The organism is Desulfitobacterium sp. LBE (assembly GCF_007830365.1).
GTDB lineage: Bacteria > Bacillota > Desulfitobacteriia > Desulfitobacteriales > Desulfitobacteriaceae > Desulfitobacterium > Desulfitobacterium hafniense.
Genome location: NZ_VLKD01000001.1, coordinates 1534866 through 1550318, shown reverse-complemented (window position 1 = coordinate 1550318; position 15453 = coordinate 1534866). Strand labels below are relative to the sequence as shown.

Here is a 15453-nt window from a genome sequence, read left to right as displayed (position 1 = left end):
TTGAAAAGAAACAGGTTGAGTTTGCTTTTGGTCCTGCTGCTGGCAGCGGCTTTGGTCCTGACCGGCTGCAGTGGGGGTGGAAATGCCACTCCGGCCAACACAACCCCCGCTGACAACACCCCGCAGACGGGTGAAAACAGCGATCTAATACCGGCTGTGGTCGGTTATTGGGGCGGAACCTGCGAATCCCCCATTTTTGTGGCTTATGAAAAGGGATTTTTTAAGGAAGCCGGCCTTGATGTTAAATTATTAAAAATTACCGGTGATGTGGCGGTTTTGATGGCCAATGACGAATTGGATGCTTTTGAACTGACTCCTGATAAGTTCAAACCTATGGAACAGGGATTGGAATTAATGATTATCGACTCCCTGCACAAAGGATGTATTCAGGGAGCGGCTGCCAAGGAAAGCGGCATTCAAAGCGTAGCCGATCTGGAAGGAAAAAAAGTTGCGGCCGCTATTGGCGGTATTGCTCAGATCCAAATCGCCTCGGAAATGGTGAAACTGGGGAAAGACCCGAAAAAGGTGACCTGGCTTTCTTACCCCAATGCCCAAATGGAGCAGGCCCTGGATCAAGGAGAAGTGGACGCTTTTGCTACTTACGATCCTTTCCCGGAAATGGCTGTTCAGAATGGAAAAACCAAATTTTATTCCAATACTTTTGATCCGGGCCTGAAAGATACTCTCTGCTGCTTTATCGGCATGAACAAGCGAACTCTGGACGCTAATCCCGAGATCGGCAAACGCATGTCACAAGCCTTTACCAAAGCCTGCGAATATCTGGAAGAAAAGCCTGATGAAGCCGCTCAAATGGTTATGGATAAAGGCTATATTGCCGGTGAGGCTGCTTTGAACGCTCAATTGATCAAGGATTATACCTGGATTGCCGGGGACAAGAAGACAGTGGACGACAGCTTCAGAGAAATCTGGCACCAGATTGCCAGAGCCGGAGCCTTGGAAAAGGCGCCTGCCGACTTGGATACTTATATTGACGGGCTCTACGTCCAGATGGTCTCCTTCATGGGGGAACACTAGTTGTTTAGAAAGAGGTGGATCCTTTGTCCTCAAAACTATGGCGGCTCCTCGCCGGTTTGGCCACCGCCCTTTCCCTTATCCTATTGGCCGGCATGTTTGTCTTTCCTCCTTGCAGCGGGTTGATCGAGACAGCTGCGGGGGGCAGTGTGCCCATGAAATGCCATTGGACCTTCCGGGCGGAAATCCCGGTGGCTGTTCTTTTGATCTTAGTATCTGCCGGACAGTTTTTTCTGAAGGAACCGCAGCTCCGCCGTTTGTCCTCAATCGTGATCATAGGCTTAGGGGCTGCCGGCATTGCCATCACGACGGATGCAGTCATCGGTATCTGCGTGAAAGAAGGGATGGCTTGCCATACCACGGCCTTGTTCTGCAGGATCATCTATGGCCTTTTAATCCTTGCCGCCGGTATTCAACTGTTCAAAGCGGAGGATGTTCAGCGGCATAAGAGAACGTTCTAATGATTGCCGGTATTTTTGCTTAGAAAGGCATGACGAAAGTTATGAGAAAACTTATTCTCCACAGCTTGAACAAGCGCAGGGTGCAGTCCCTTGCGACCATGCTGTCGGTGACCGTCAGCGTGGCGGTACTTTTGGCCCTTTTTCTTGTCTACCAGGGAGTTACGGAAGGCATCGCAACCAGCAAACAGCGTTTGGGGGCCGATATTCTGGTGATCCCTGCTCAGGCGGAAACTATGCTTACGGATACGGACCTGCTGTTTACAGGAGCCCCGGCGGTGATTTATATGACTGAAGACGTTGCTGGGCAGGTGGCAGGAATCGATGGGGTAGTCCGGGTGACGCCGCAATTTTTTGGCCAGACCCTGAATGAAAGCTGCTGTTCCTCTACCGGTGAGGTGCGCTTGATCGGCTTTGACCCTGAGAGCGATTGGCTGATCCAGCCCTGGACCGATCAGCTGATCGGCCGTAAGCTGGCTGCCGACGAGATTATTATCGGCAGCAATGTGGGCGGGTTTGAGGCTGCTTCCGCCAATATCCTCGGCAATCCCGTCCAAGTGGCGGCCCGCCTGGACTTTACCGGGACCAGCATGGATCAGTCGATTCTCATGGATATGGATACCGTGCGGGCTTTTTCGAAAAACATTGCCGGATATGATCATTTCTGGGCAAGGTACGGAGAACCGGAAACCCTGGTTTCCGCCCTGCTGGTCCAGGTGGAAGAAGGCCGGTCGGCCGCGGTGGCCTATCAGATCTCCCGTCTGGGAAAGTTTAAGGTGATTGAGCAGAGCAGTGTTTTTAAAGAAATCCAGGGTCAGATGCAGGTGGTCTTCCTGATCATGCTGGGCTGCGGAATTTTATTGGTCCTGGCTTCCATCTTCCAGCTCTTTGGGCGTTTTCTGTCCATGGCCTGGGACCGCAAAAGCGAACTGGGGCTCTACAGGGCTTTGGGGGCTAGGAAACAGGATCTGCGCAGGCTGATTGCCGGGGAAGCGCTGCTGCTTACGGTCGGCGGCATCCTGCTTGGCTTGGCTGCAGGCGGGGGATTGTACCGGCTGGTCTTGAATCTGCTGCAAACCCAAAGCACCTTTCCTTTTCGTGCACCCGGCAGCCCGACCCTGGCGGCAGGAGTTTTCGGACTGGTTTGTCTGTTCAGCCTGATCAGTTTCATTGCGGTCAGCGTGCCCCTGGGGCAGGTAGGAAGGATCGATCCGTCCCTGGCTATCCAGCGGGGTGACATTGATTAATAGGAGGCAAAGGAGTTCAGACATGTTACTTTCAGCGAAAAATATCGGCAAGACCTATGGTGAAGAAGTGATTTTGCAAGGAATTTCCCTGGAACTTGATGGGGGACAATCCCTGGCGGTCACCGGGCCCTCCGGCAGCGGCAAATCCACTCTGCTGTCCCTGCTGGGACTGATGCTGAGCCCTACGGTCGGTGAAATATGGTATAAAAATGAAGACATTGGCAAACTGGCGGAAGACCGCAAGGACCGTCTGCGCAATCAGGAATTTGGCTTCATCTTTCAAAGCGCCAATCTGATCGGCTCTTTAACCGTTCTCGATAATGTGCTGGTTCCTGCTTATCTGGCCAAAAATAGGCAAATGAAAGAGAAGGCCGTTAACCTGTTGCAGGAATTTGAACTGGGACACCGGCTTGATTATTACCCCAGTGAGCTGAGTGTCGGGCAGAAAAGGCGGGTGGCCATTGCCCGGGCCTTGCTTCTTGATCCGGCAGTGGTGTTTGCCGATGAACCCACCAACGACCTGGATCCCCAATTATGCTCCTGGGTGGGTGATTATTTATTGGGTTTGCCGGCTCAAGGCTGCGCTTTGGTGGTTGTCACCCATGATCTGGGGCTGGCTGCCCGGGCGGACAAAGTTGTTGCCATTGCTGATGGACATTTGCAATAGCAGGAGAGGTGAAACAGTCTTTATATGTCACAGTCTTTCTATAGTCTTTATATGAAACGCACAACGTGCGGACGAGAGGAGAAATGTTTAATGGATACCTATTACAATCCTGCTGATCTGGCCAAATTTGCCACCATGGGTGAGGAGGCACCGGACCTTTGGCAGAAATTCATGGCCTATTACGGTTCGGTATTTGAGGAAGGTGCCCTGAGCCCGCGGGAAAAAGCCTTGATTGCTTTGGCAGTGGCCACCGCCGTGCAATGTCCCTATTGCATCGAAGCTTATACCCAGAGCTCTTTGGAAAAGGGCGCCAATGAGGAGCAGATGACGGAAGCGATCCATGTGGCCTGTGCCATTCGCGGCGGGGCCTCTCTTGTGCACGGCGTCCAAATGAAAAATATCGTGAAGAAAATTGGATTCTAGGTCTGACAATTTCGGAGTTATCACGTTTCTGAAGGGAAAGAGAAAGGGGTGTGAGCTTGTTGCAGGCAACAGCACAAAACAGCGATTCCCAACTGGAATCTTTAAATCATTTAAACATCAAACCTTTTCTGGAAAGATTGCAGGAGAGCGGCGTTCTTCCTCTGAAAAGCAAAGAGACGATTCAGACCATGCAGATGAACGTGGGCAAGATCTGTAATTTAAGCTGCAAGCATTGCCATGTGGAAGCGGGGCCGCTGCGGAGGGAATCCATGTCCCAGGCTGTTATGGCCCAAGGCTTACAGGTCATGGCGGACCATGGGATCAAGACCTTGGATATCACCGGCGGCGCGCCGGAATTAAATCCTAATTTTCCTTGGCTGATTCAGGAAGCGAAAAAACTGAACCGCCAGGTGATGACGAGAACCAATCTGACGGTACTGGACGATGAAAAATATGGGTGGATGCCGGAATTTTACGCGGAGCATCAGGTGGAAGTTGTTTCCTCCCTGCCTTATTATACCGAGAAGGATGCCGACCGCATGCGGGGGAACGGGGTTTTCCAGTCCTCGATCAAACTGCTGAAAAAGTTCAATGAACTGGGCTATGGCCGGGAGGGCAGCGGTTTAAAGCTGAACCTGGTCTATAATCCGGGGGGCGCTTTTCTGCCGGCGGCCCAGCAGGGGATCGAGGCCGACTACCGCCGGGTTCTGCTGGATCAGCATGGCATTACCTTCAATAGTTTGTTTGCCATCGGCAATTTCCCGGTGGGCCGGTTTTTAACTTTCCTGAAGAATTCCGGCAACCTCCAGCGCTACATGGAACAGCTGGCGGGGGCCTTTAATCCGTCCACCGTCCAAAATGTCATGTGCCGGGATATGGTTTCCCTCAGCTGGGATGGTTATCTTTATGATTGTGATTTTAATCAGATGCTGGGGCTGCCCGATTCCCCCCAGCATATCTCCGCCTGCCGGAAAGAAGATCTCTGCCGGCGGGAAATCGCGGTTCACAATCACTGTTATGCCTGCACGGCCGGCAGCGGTTCAAGCTGCGGCGGGTCTGTCGTGTAAAAGCCAAATAAAAGAGTTGGAGGAAGAGATGATGAGTAAAACTATTCGTGAAATCGTAGATAAGGCTCTGGGCGGCGGAGAAATCGGCGCCGCTGAATTGAGAGCGCTGTTTGCTGTCGATTACCTGTCTGAAGAATCCTATTTAATTCAATATGCTTCCCGCAAAATGAGCGATGACGCCTGCAAGGGCAAAGCGGAAGTCCATGCCCAGGTAGGATTGAACTCTGGTTCCTGTCCCCGGGACTGTCAATTCTGTTCTTTTGCGGCCATGAATAAGATTTTTACCAGCTCCAAAGTACGCCCTCTGGAAGAAATTATCGAAAGCTGCTTGAATTTCGAAGCGGGAGGTGCCAACGCCATTTATCTGATGGCCACCGCTACCTATAAATTTGCCGATTTCCTGAAGGTGGGCAGGGAAGTGAAGCAGGCTTTAAAAACAGCAGTTCCCCTGATTGCCAATGTGGGGGATTTTGACGAGGATGAAGCCAGGGCTTTGAAAAAGAGCGGCTTCGACGGAATTTACCATGCGGTGCGCCTGGGGGAGGGTGTTATTACAAAAATTGATCCCCGGAAAAGGCTGCAAACCATCGACTTGGCCGCCAAGGCAGGCTTAAAGGTTGGAACCTGCCTGGAGCCGGTGGGACCGGAGCATACCCTGGAGGAACTGGTGGAAAAGACCCTCATCACCCGGGATATGAAACCGGCTTACAGCGGTGCCGGACGGCGGGTCAATATCCCGGGTTCGCCCCTGGCGGCCCATGGCTCGTTGTCCTATGCGCAAATGGCGCCTATCCTGGCGGCGGTCCGTCTGGCTGTGGGTTACGATGTGGTAGGAAATTGCACCCATGAGCCCAATAAGATCGGAGCTATGGCCGGAGCCAGCCTCCTGTGGGCCGAGGTGGGCTCCAATCCCCGGGATACCAGCGAAAGCACGGTGCGCGGCTGGACTGTAAAAAATACCCAGGAAGTGTTGACAGAGGCCGGGTGGGAGGTCCTGGAGGGACCGTCGGTAATGTACCGGTGGTGATATTGAGAAAGCCCAACCTGTTAAAAAGGAGAGAATAAGCGTTGGATAAAAAAATCGACCAGATTATTCATAAAGCCCTGGACGGGGGAGAGATCAATGAGGGAGAACTTTTAAGTTTGCTTTCCGTTCAGTCTTTGTCCGAAGAATCATTTATGATCCGCTATGCTTCCCGCAAGATGAGCGAGGCGGCTTCCGGAGGGAAGGCGGAGGTCCATGCCCAGGTAGGCATTGACAATGGTCCCTGCCCCAAAAACTGCGGATTCTGTTCCTTTGCCGCCGTCAACAAAGTCTTTCCCCAGCCGGTGATACGCTCGCTGGAGGAAGTGATTGCCAGCTGTCTGACCCTGGAAGCGGACGGCGCCAATGCCGTTTATTTGATGGAAACGGCCAGGTACCCCTTTGCGGATTTTATCCGGATGGCCAGGGAGGTCAAGGCAGCCTTGAAGCCGGAGACCACGTTTATTGCCAATACGGATGACTTTGATGAAGAGGGCGCACGGGCCTTGAAAGAAGCCGGATTTCATGGTATTTATCATGTGGTACATATGGGGGAGGGAACGACCACGGCTATTGAACCCCGGACCAGGCTGAAGACCATTGCCGCAGCCCAAAAAGCCGGCTTGCTGATAGGAACGGCAGTTGAACCCATCGGCCCGGAGCATAGCAAAGAAGAGATCGTAGAAAAGACCATGCTGATCAGAGAAATGGGGCCTGTGCATGCCGGCGCGGGAGGCCGGGTGCATATACCCGGTTCAGTTCTGGAAGCTCACGGTGTGTTGACAGGCGCTCAAACCTCCCATATTCTGGCGGCTGTAAAGCTGGCCATAGGCTATCAGGTGAGGGGACATTGCGGCGGGCTGGAAATGGGAGCGATGGCCGGTGTTAATCTGACCTGGGCGGAAGTCGGCTCCAACCCCCGGGATACGGAGACCAATACTGTCAGGGGCTCCACCGTCAAACTGCGTCAGGATGAATTGCGGGAAGCCGGCTGGGAGGTTCTGGAGGGACCGTCGGTAATGTTCGGGGCTTCGGCATGATGATGGCGGCTTGATGCGAAAGAGCAATGACCGTTGCGACTGTATAAAGCAGAGTTTATGGTATCAGATGAAAAAGGAGATTGCGTAATGGAAAGTTTTCAAGGCTACTTATTTTGGGGTTTTTTAATTGTTTACGGAATGATTATGATGGCTATTTCTCCTCGTGTCATAACACTGGGCGGTTTTTTCCGCGGTGAAGATAAGCATGGACGTGCCTCATCACCCTTCTTATTGACCGCCAGTATCTTTATCAGCTGGATTTTTGCCAAATCCGTCACCAATGCGGCCAATCTGGGCGCTCAGTACGGCATTGTAGGCGGACTTGCCTACGCCTCGTACTGGCTGTGCATACCTTTGGCCGGTTTTGCCATTTATCGCCTGCGTACCAAATTCGCAGCCAAAGGTTTGGTTAGTTTCCTCACCTCCAATTACGGTCCGGCCGCGGCGCTGGCTTTTTCGGCAGCCATTCTGATTCGCCTGTTCAATGAGGTTTGGAGCAATTCTTCAGTGGTTGGTGCTTATTACGGTGACAGCGGCAGCACGGCATTTATTTGGGGAGCGGTGCTCTTTACGCTTATCACGCTTGCTTATTCCATGCGGGGAGGGTTGCGCAGTTCTATTGTTACCGACACGATTCAGGCCGTTTTATTCGTTGTGGTTTTAGTATTCGTCATCGCTTGGATTGTACCTAAGCATCCGATCGGTGAATATGTTTCATCGGGCGTGTGGGGTCTCAGCACGGGTGTAGACATGCTGCTGGTAACACTTTTGCAGATCTTCAGTTACCCGTTTCACGACCCGGTTTTGACTGACCGCGGCTTCATCAGTGAAGAAAAAATTATGGTGAAAGCTTTTATTGCCTCCGGCGTGCTGGGTTTTTTCGCTATTTTGATCTTCAGCTTTATCGGCATTCATTACACCTTGCTGGGTCTGCCGTCTTCAGGGAATGTTCCTGCTGCCTTGGGTAAAGTGATGTCCACGGCAATGTTCTTCTTCATGGCGGTCATTATGATTTCCGCCGCCGGTTCGACTCTGGATTCCACTTTCTCAAGTCTGGCCAAACTATGCGCCCAGGAGCTGCCCGCCCTGGCAGGAAAAGATTTCGGCAATAAAGCGCGCATTATCGGCATGTTTGTCATGCTCGTCTTTGCTTTAATCGGAAATCTGCCCATGATTGTCGGAACAGATATTTTGAAAGCGACAACAATCAGCGGAACCATGGTGATGGGGCTGGCGCCGATCTTTTTGCTGCACGGATTGGTAAAGCCTACCCGGCTGGGTTTTCATTTGAGTTTTTGGACCGGTATCGTTTTAGGTATCGCCTTTACTGTCGGCGCGGTTCCCTCAAGCATTGGGATCGGCGGCGGCACCAATGGGGTTCTGCTGGCCGTGAACCTGTACGGGCTCATTTTGTGCACCCTGGGTTATATCATTCCGGGGCTGATTCTCTCAGCCCGTGAGGCGAAAGAAAGTGGACCGAGTGGCTCAGCACACGAAGCGATTGCAGCGGCAGGCGAAATAGAGGAGCGTGCTTAAGAAATGATTTCAGCAGGAAGAAGCTGTCCCGCCGATTATGCCCTGCCGCCCAAACTTTTTGAGGCCGAACCTTGTGGCCATTGTGATACACTCTATGTGGCCGGCGGGATATACGGCAATCCGGAAGCCTTGAAAACCCTTGCGCTTTTAGCTGATGAAGAGAATGCTTCCCTGGTGGTGGTTAACGGAGACATGCACTGGTTTGACAAGACTGCTCAGGATTTTATCCATACGGAGAGATTGGCTGAGCCGTACATCAAGCTGATCGGCAACGTGGAGGCGGAACTCAGACGGGAAACCGACATCGGTGCAGGCTGCGGATGCGCTTATCCGGACTGTGTTTCCCAGGAGGCCGTGGAGCGTTCCAATCTCATTCATCGGGAATTAAAAGAGGCGCTTGCGTTCCTGCCCGAATATAAAGCTGCGCTGGCAAGGCGCCCCGGTGTTGCTGTTGTTGAAGTCGGGAAGCAACGAGTGGCGATCTCTCACGGTGATGAACAGTTTCTGGCGGGATGGGAGTGCTCCAGGGAATCTTTAGCGGAAGCCGGGCGGCAAACCGAACTCGCCCGCTGGATGTCCGAGCGCAGGATAGATGTGCTGGCGACAACACATACCTGCGCGCCTGCCGCCCTGGCCTGGGGGCATGGAGCGGTCATCAATAACGGCGCGGCAGGTATGCCGAATTTCAAAGGGCAGTTTGGCGGTTTAATCACCCGGATTGCAGCTTTGCCCCATCAGGACGCTTTATATCGCGGTAAAGTCGGGGGACTTTATATTGAAGCATTACCCCTCCGCTACGATCATGAGGCATTTATAAGATGGTTTGATGACCTATGGCCCCAGGAAAGCCCTGGGGAGGTATCCTATCGGGAACGCATCGTCCAAGGCACTGAAGATGAGATTGAAGACGCCCTGTTGGGAGGATTTCTCAGGTGCAATAACAAATAAAAATCTTCGCGCAGGGAAAAGGTCTGTCCAAGATTGGAAACCGGATTCGAATCTTGGACAGGTAACCCCGTTAGCGGCGCCAACAACATTGGTGCGGAAACGGGGGTCAATCCCCGGGATACTGCGGCGGACACCACGAAAGGACGCGGGCTTTACATACCTGGCCCAGGGGGACGGCAAGCGTATAGAGCCGGCATTACTACTCAGTCCTGCCGGGACTTGGGCCGAATTTCCCCAAAAAGATCCGGCAGGCGTATCTCCAGGCCCGGAAAAAGCGGAGATCGGACGGTTTCATCTTCCCGGAAAATGGTCAGACCTTCGATATCCCTTTCCGGGGAAAAAGCATAGTGAGTGATGCTCTGCTCCGCCAAATCCACAATCCAGTATTCCCGGACGCCGCTTTTCATGTAAAGGTTTAACTTCGTCACCATATCCTTGCCTTTCGTGGATGGGGACAGGACTTCCACCACCAGGGAGGGAATCCCCTCGTAGCGGTTGTCGGCATTGACTTTCTCTTCGTCGCAGACCACCACGATATCCGGCTGCACCACATTGGGATCTTCCTCAAATTTAGTCGCATAGCCGAAAAGCCTTACGTCCAGGGGCGCGGTCAAAGACCGGCAGGGTTTTCCTTTAAAATAATTGTAAAAATGCCAGGCGATCTCATTGACTGCTACCTGGTGGTCAAAAGCAGGGGAGGCCAGCAGGTAGACTTCACCGTCGATCAGTTCGTAGCGCTGATCGGGGGATTCCACCAGCTCCCTATACTCTTCGTAGCTGATCTTTCTGGTCGTTTTGTACTTTAGCGCTTCTTCGTGGAGCAGAAAATAATCCGGTTCGTTGTAGCGGGTGAGTTTGGCGACGCTCCGGCCGTTTTTGGTGATAATGATATCTTCCTTTTCGGTCAGGGCCAGATATTTGCCGAAGGCGTTTTGCAGGTCCGTGGCATTGATCCGCATGGGACCACCTCCATTCATCATGTTAGCTATTAATATAAATGATTATAGCTATTTAATCAAGAATAAATTGGCTATTTATCTTGGCGGTATTGGCATCGCCAGGTCAGTCTGCTCACCATGGAAAGCATACAGAAGATGCAAGCCAAGGGCGTAATCACGGTCAGTGATAATGAGCAGGGACAAAGGCAAAGCTGCCTCGACACATAAAAGTTTAAGGCAGCTTTGCTTTTGTCCCATTTGTTTCAATTTAAGAAAAAGTTTTCAAAAATGACAAAAGACAAAAATGAATTTGCTGTAATAATTACGAGAACGGCCATAAAACCCTTATTTAACGGGCGTTTGCTGGTTTTGCTTTTGCTTATACCGGCTTGGCATATTAATTGCATTATATTAGAGAAACAGAGACAGCCCTTATGTTTAAGGAGTGTGGAATTATGCTGGATTCCCATGGAAGAGATATTAACTATCTGCGGATATCTGTAACAGGGATGTGCAATTTAAGGTGTAGCTACTGTATGCCGGAAGGGGGAATCAAGAAGAAGGCCCATAAGGAAATTCTCAGCCTCGAAACAATTGAGCAAATAGCTTTCAGCGCTGTTGATTTAGGCTTTCAAAAGATAAGAATTACAGGAGGAGAACCTCTTGTCAGGAAGGGAATTATCGACGTTATTCATCAGATCGCTCAGCTTAAATCACGGGGATTAAAAGATTTAGGACTAACGACGAACGGAACCTTACTCAGTGGGTATGCCGATGAACTCAAGAAAATGGGACTAACAAGAGTGAATATTAGCCTCGATAGCTTGGATGCGGAGAAATATTCCCAGATTACGAGAGGCGGCAAGCTTTCTTCTGTCCTTGAAGGAATTCAAGCGGCCAAAGAGGCCAAGTTATGGCCTCTGAAGATCAACGTTGTCCTTATCGGCGGATTCAATGATGATGAAATCGAAGAATTTGTGAATTTGACCCGGGAAGATGATGTTGAAGTTCGCTTCATAGAACTCATGCCCATAGGAGAAGCAAGCGGCTGGGATCGGGAACATTTTTTGTCAGGTACGGAGATTTTAAAAAGAGTGCCACAATTGATGCCTTTAGCTGTTAAAGGGCAGGGAGCAGTGGCACGCCTTTATAAACTTCCCAATAGCAAAGGCAGAGTGGGAATCATCAGCCCCTTGAGCAATCATTTCTGCAACTATTGCAATCGAATTAGAATTACCCCTGATGGTAAGCTTAAACCCTGTCTGCATTCTGATCTTGAATTGGATATCCGCAATTATGGCGAAGATTACGAAAGATTCTTATTGGATGGTGTCTTTGCCAAACCCAATCGACACTCGATGCAAAACGAAGATTATGAGCCGGTTTTACGCAACATGAATGAGATAGGCGGGTGAACTTCTATGCCTAAAGCTGACATTGGCCATCCCTACTCATTAGGATGGGCCTGGCCTTGAATGATCCATCGAACAGAGATTAATCATGTCTGCATGAAAAGATTATGGTATAATATGGGTAGTGTGCTGTAGGATTGGTACGCTGGTTATTGCTCCTGGAAGGAGCGGATAATCAGGAAATCTTGCAGACATTGGAGGAGATTGCTATGAAAGATCCCGTACTGCATCAAGCGATGACCGCTTGGGAGGAAACGAGTGATGATCCGAGAATCAGAGAAGCCTATTTTGATCGGCGCAAGGCTGTGCTGGATGAAAAAGCAGCCATCAGAGAGGCTGAGCTTCGGTTGAAAGAAGCCCTTGAAAAGGGCAGAGCGGCTGGCATAGCAGCAGGTAAAGCGGAAGGTAAAGCAGAAGTAGCCAAAAAGCTCTTAGACCTGGGCTTTGAAATAACGAAAGTTGTCGAAGCGACAGGGTTGTCTGAAAAAGATATCAAGAGCTTAAAAGATTGATTTCCAATGGAAGCACAGGGCTCAGAAGGATTAAGTTGGGATATTTCCAGGAAAAGAGTATAAATTGAAGCCTAAGAGCGGTTTTTTCGTTCTTAGGCTTCAATTTATACTGAATTATATACCGCCGGAAAGAATAAGCAGTTCCTCCTGCAGGTGCATATTATATTCCAGTGAGCTTTCAGGATGACCTTGACAGGCAGGAGGACTGAGTCTGGGTATGTTATTTGAGCGTGAAGACTGGAAATTGTTCAGAAATATGGAGACACTGCCTCAAAAAGCAGGGGTGCCGGAAAGTAAATTATCCATGCTGGTCTGCAAAGAATTGGTGGATAATGCCCTGGATTTGTGCGGTGCTTGTGAGATTGGTTACGAGGGTGATTTATTCTATGTCAAGGATCGTGGCGTCGGTCTGGATCCGGATTTGTTTTCCATCAGCAGGCCCCTGCGATCCTCCAAGTATTTACGTCTGCCCACCAGAGGGGCATTGGGCAACGGTCTGCGTGTGGTCGCCGGGGCGGTGGCCGCCTCGGGGGGGCGAGCTCCATGTTTGCACCCGGGGCAAGCATTACAGGATCCATTTCCAAAAGGATGGGACGGCTCTCCCGGAATGCTTAAAGGATTACCCCGAAGAGGGGACAAAAATCAGCTTTAATCTGGGTGAAATGCCCCTTAATTTAAATTGGGCGAGTATGGCCATTGATTATGCCCGTGGAGAAATCTACCGGGGAAAAACCTCGCCCTGGTGGTATACCAGCGAGAATTTCTTTGAATTGTTTCAAGCCTTCCGAGGTTCGGTCCGGGATCTGATCACCCAGTTTGACGGCTGCACCGGCAGCAAAGCGGGAAAAATAGCCGGAGAATATACCAAGACCCCTGCCGCTGCTTTAAGTTTTACAGAAACGGAAGCACTTTTGGCTCAGCTCAGAGGAGCGGTTAAAAATATTAACCCGGAGAGGCTGGGGAAGATCGGCAGCCTGGAGAGCTGGAGCGGTTACTGGAAATCCACCGGCACCTTTAAGGTCAGGACGATCAAAGGGGAACATGAGGCTGAAATCCCCTTTGTTCTGGAAACCTACGCCGCGTCTTCCGATATGCCCCATATCACGGTGCTGCTCAACAAATCTCCGATAACCGGCGAGGTCAATGCCTACCACGATAAGAATACCCTGAGTATTTTTGGCTGCGGCCTGTATTGCGATGTGAAGGCCAAACCTGCCTTTTTGTTGAGCAATATCATGACCCCCTATATCCCGATTGTGACGGACGGGAAAGAGCCGGATCTCTCGGTTGTCGCCTCGAAGTTGGCCGAGGGGGTTAAAAAGACTCTCAGCAGAGCTCAAAAATCCCTGTCTGGCGCGGTGGCGGGGAAAAAGAGATCCCAGAAAGAAGTTGTGGGAGAATGCCTGCAGGAAGCCATTGCCAAAGCCAGCGGCAACGGAGAATACCGCTTCAGCCTGCGCCAGCTCTATTATGCCGTCCGGCCCTACGTGATCAGGGAAACCGGCAGAGAACCGGATTATCCTTATTTTTGTAAGGAACTGATCGGCGGCTATGAGGCGGAACACGGCGACATTCCGCTGATGTATCGGGATGAGCGGGGAACCCTGTACCATCCCCATTCCGGCCGGGATATCTCCATCGGCACCATCGCGGTGGAAAATTACCATAAGCCGGCCTGGACCTTCAATAAAGTCCTGTATATTGAAAAAGAGGGCTTCTTTCATGTGCTCAAGGAAAAGAAAATCCCGGAGAAATACGATCTGGCCTTGCTTACCAGCAAAGGTTACGCCAGCCGGGCGGTGAAGGATTTGCTGGATGCCCTTGGGGAACATGGGGAGGAGGAGATCACGTTTTTCTGCATTCATGACGCAGACGCTTATGGCACCCTCATCTATGAGACCTTGCAAAACGAAACCAGGGCCAGACCAGGACGCAAAGTCAAGATCATTAATCTGGGGCTGGACCCTGAAGAAGCGGTGGACATGGGGTTGGAGGTCGAAGAGGTGGAAACAGGCCGCAAAAGGGCTGTGGCCGGCTATCTTGATCCCAGGTGGGAGAATTGGCTGCAGGGGCACAGGGTGGAGCTGAATGCTATGAGCACCCCTCAGTTCCTGGCCTGGCTGGAAGGAAAAATCAGGCTTTACGATCAAGGCAAAGTGATACCGCCGGAAAATATCATGGAGGAGAGCCTGGAGCAAAGCCTTGAAGCCAAATTGGGCCGGGTCATCGCCAATGAGATCCTGGAACAGAATCACTATGATGATCAGGTAGCGGCAGCAGTCCGGCAGGTTAAACAGCGTTATCAAGACAGTCAAACCTGCGGCAGCCAGGCCCCTTTAAAGGAGACGGTGCAGACAGAGCTGGCCAAGGAACCGGTCAACCTCTGGAAAGATGTGGTGGAAGAGGTATCCGAGGGGATTATTAAAAATTACCGTTTTTGAAATTTATTCATCTAGATGAGTCGGCTCAGAATTGCCGGATTTTTAAACAGAAGGGCTGAACAGGCCTTGGTTTCGATGACAAAAGCTAATTGCGCTCGTAAAAGGAGCAGGAAACTAAATGGTCATTGACCATCCCCACACCCTGCATAAAGGCATAGATGGTGGTCGTTCCGACAAATTTAAAACCGTGCTTTTTCAAGTCTTTGCTGATGGCATCTGAGACAGAGGTGCTGGAGGGAACCTGCTCCAGGGTAAGCCAGGAATTAACAATAGGTTTATGATCGACGAAGGACCATAAGTAGTTGTCTAAAGAACCGAATTGCTCACAGATTGTGAAGTATGCTTTGGCGTTGCTGATAGCAGCATTGACTTTTTGTCTGTTCTTAATAATTCCGTTATTTTGGAGAAGTTCTTCTACTTTTGCCTGATCATAAGTCACAAGAATCGCCGGGTCAAAATCGTCAAAGGCGGCACAAAGAGTAGCCATTTTTGCCAAGATGGTAGCCCAGCTCAACCCTGCCTGCTTACCCTCCAAAATTAACATTTTGAACAGCTTTTTGTCATCATGAACGGGAACGCCCCATTCCTGATCATGGTATTCCTGTTCCAGCTTGCTTTTTACCGCCCAATCGCAGCGGTTTAATTCATTGCGTTTTAATTCATTTGGCATGGTCATCTTCCTTCTTTTAATGTATCTATATAGCGCAC

Annotated in this window: 15 protein-coding genes and 1 pseudogene; 14 read left to right on the top strand and 2 right to left on the bottom strand. The window is 50.9% G+C overall.

What is annotated here, in order from left to right; all coding sequences use genetic code 11:
* The 10 genes from DESLBE_RS07435 (at position 1) to DESLBE_RS07390 (ending at position 9442) form a co-directional block, all read left to right on the top strand.
* Positions 1-1035, top strand: coding sequence for an ABC transporter substrate-binding protein (locus tag DESLBE_RS07435; RefSeq protein ID WP_144676056.1), 1035 nt, complete (start codon positions 1-3; stop codon positions 1033-1035).
* A gap of 14 nt (positions 1036-1049) precedes the next feature.
* Entirely contained in the window at positions 1050-1493 is a 444-nt protein-coding gene (locus DESLBE_RS07430) for a DUF4418 family protein (protein ID WP_243131253.1), read from the top strand.
* Positions 1494-1534: 41 nt separating this feature from the next.
* Positions 1535-2737 carry an ABC transporter permease gene (locus DESLBE_RS07425; protein WP_144676052.1) on the top strand — a complete coding sequence of 401 codons (1203 nt, stop codon included), beginning with the start codon at positions 1535-1537 and terminating at the stop codon, positions 2735-2737.
* 22 nt (positions 2738-2759) lie between these two features.
* Positions 2760-3404 (top strand): ATP-binding cassette domain-containing protein, encoded by a 645-nt coding sequence (locus tag DESLBE_RS07420; protein WP_015943751.1) that lies wholly within the window; start codon positions 2760-2762, stop codon positions 3402-3404.
* Between the two features lie 90 nt (positions 3405-3494).
* A complete protein-coding gene (locus DESLBE_RS07415) occupies positions 3495-3827 on the top strand; it encodes an arsenosugar biosynthesis-associated peroxidase-like protein (protein WP_005809059.1) in 333 nt (110 codons plus the stop codon).
* A 50-nt stretch (positions 3828-3877) separates the two neighbouring features.
* Entirely contained in the window at positions 3878-4894 is a 1017-nt protein-coding gene (gene arsS, locus DESLBE_RS07410; RefSeq protein WP_144676050.1) for an arsenosugar biosynthesis radical SAM (seleno)protein ArsS, read from the top strand.
* Between the two features lie 31 nt (positions 4895-4925).
* The gene (locus tag DESLBE_RS07405; protein WP_172625401.1) at positions 4926-5921 is read left to right on the top strand and encodes a radical SAM protein; all 996 of its coding nucleotides are present in this window, start codon (positions 4926-4928) and stop codon (positions 5919-5921) included.
* Between the two features lie 41 nt (positions 5922-5962).
* Complete coding sequence (locus DESLBE_RS07400; RefSeq protein ID WP_144676046.1) at positions 5963-6958, top strand: radical SAM protein; 996 nt, start codon at positions 5963-5965, stop codon at positions 6956-6958.
* Between the two features lie 87 nt (positions 6959-7045).
* Positions 7046-8494 (top strand): sodium:solute symporter, encoded by a 1449-nt coding sequence (locus DESLBE_RS07395; RefSeq protein WP_144676044.1) that lies wholly within the window; start codon positions 7046-7048, stop codon positions 8492-8494.
* Between the two features lie 3 nt (positions 8495-8497).
* The gene (locus DESLBE_RS07390; RefSeq protein WP_144676042.1) at positions 8498-9442 is read left to right on the top strand and encodes a hypothetical protein; all 945 of its coding nucleotides are present in this window, start codon (positions 8498-8500) and stop codon (positions 9440-9442) included.
* A 203-nt stretch (positions 9443-9645) separates the two neighbouring features.
* Here the strand turns inward: DESLBE_RS07390 and DESLBE_RS07385 are convergent, their stop codons facing one another.
* Complete coding sequence (locus DESLBE_RS07385; protein WP_144676040.1) at positions 9646-10401, bottom strand: type II toxin-antitoxin system prevent-host-death family antitoxin; 756 nt, start codon at positions 10399-10401, stop codon at positions 9646-9648.
* A 434-nt stretch (positions 10402-10835) separates the two neighbouring features.
* Between DESLBE_RS07385 and moaA the strand changes: the two genes are divergently transcribed.
* The 4 genes and pseudogenes from moaA (at position 10836) to DESLBE_RS26935 (ending at position 14745) form a co-directional block, all read left to right on the top strand.
* Positions 10836-11795 (top strand): GTP 3',8-cyclase MoaA, encoded by a 960-nt coding sequence (gene moaA / locus DESLBE_RS07380; RefSeq protein WP_015943757.1) that lies wholly within the window; start codon positions 10836-10838, stop codon positions 11793-11795.
* A gap of 134 nt (positions 11796-11929) precedes the next feature.
* Positions 11930-12304 (top strand): annotated as a pseudogene (locus DESLBE_RS07375) (Rpn family recombination-promoting nuclease/putative transposase); the annotation flags it as partial.
* Positions 12305-12521: 217 nt separating this feature from the next.
* Positions 12522-12956, top strand: a complete 435-nt coding sequence (locus DESLBE_RS26810) for an ATP-binding protein (protein WP_202980543.1) — start codon at positions 12522-12524, stop codon at positions 12954-12956.
* A gap of 10 nt (positions 12957-12966) precedes the next feature.
* The gene (locus DESLBE_RS26935; RefSeq protein WP_243131252.1) at positions 12967-14745 is read left to right on the top strand and encodes a hypothetical protein; all 1779 of its coding nucleotides are present in this window, start codon (positions 12967-12969) and stop codon (positions 14743-14745) included.
* Between the two features lie 85 nt (positions 14746-14830).
* Here the strand turns inward: DESLBE_RS26935 and DESLBE_RS07365 are convergent, their stop codons facing one another.
* On the bottom strand, positions 14831-15415 hold the full coding sequence (locus tag DESLBE_RS07365; protein WP_144676036.1) for a DNA-3-methyladenine glycosylase I: 585 nt from the start codon (positions 15413-15415) through the stop codon (positions 14831-14833).
* Positions 15416-15453 lie beyond the last annotated feature (38 nt).

What these genes read in the sequence shown, in the direction of transcription:
- DESLBE_RS07385 (WP_144676040.1), bottom strand. Translation starts at nt 10,401, where the DNA reads ATGCGGATCAATGCCACGGACCTGCAAAACGCCTTCGGCAAATATCTG.
- DESLBE_RS26810 (WP_202980543.1), top strand. Translation starts at nt 12,522, where the DNA reads ATGTTATTTGAGCGTGAAGACTGGAAATTGTTCAGAAATATGGAGACA.
- DESLBE_RS26935 (WP_243131252.1), top strand. Translation starts at nt 12,967, where the DNA reads ATGCCCCTTAATTTAAATTGGGCGAGTATGGCCATTGATTATGCCCGT.
- DESLBE_RS07405 (WP_172625401.1), top strand. Translation starts at nt 4,926, where the DNA reads ATGAGTAAAACTATTCGTGAAATCGTAGATAAGGCTCTGGGCGGCGGA.
- DESLBE_RS07420 (WP_015943751.1), top strand. Translation starts at nt 2,760, where the DNA reads ATGTTACTTTCAGCGAAAAATATCGGCAAGACCTATGGTGAAGAAGTG.
- DESLBE_RS07425 (WP_144676052.1), top strand. Translation starts at nt 1,535, where the DNA reads ATGAGAAAACTTATTCTCCACAGCTTGAACAAGCGCAGGGTGCAGTCC.
- DESLBE_RS07365 (WP_144676036.1), bottom strand. Translation starts at nt 15,415, where the DNA reads ATGCCAAATGAATTAAAACGCAATGAATTAAACCGCTGCGATTGGGCG.
- moaA (WP_015943757.1), top strand. Translation starts at nt 10,836, where the DNA reads ATGCTGGATTCCCATGGAAGAGATATTAACTATCTGCGGATATCTGTA.
- DESLBE_RS07395 (WP_144676044.1), top strand. Translation starts at nt 7,046, where the DNA reads ATGGAAAGTTTTCAAGGCTACTTATTTTGGGGTTTTTTAATTGTTTAC.
- DESLBE_RS07415 (WP_005809059.1), top strand. Translation starts at nt 3,495, where the DNA reads ATGGATACCTATTACAATCCTGCTGATCTGGCCAAATTTGCCACCATG.
- DESLBE_RS07390 (WP_144676042.1), top strand. Translation starts at nt 8,498, where the DNA reads ATGATTTCAGCAGGAAGAAGCTGTCCCGCCGATTATGCCCTGCCGCCC.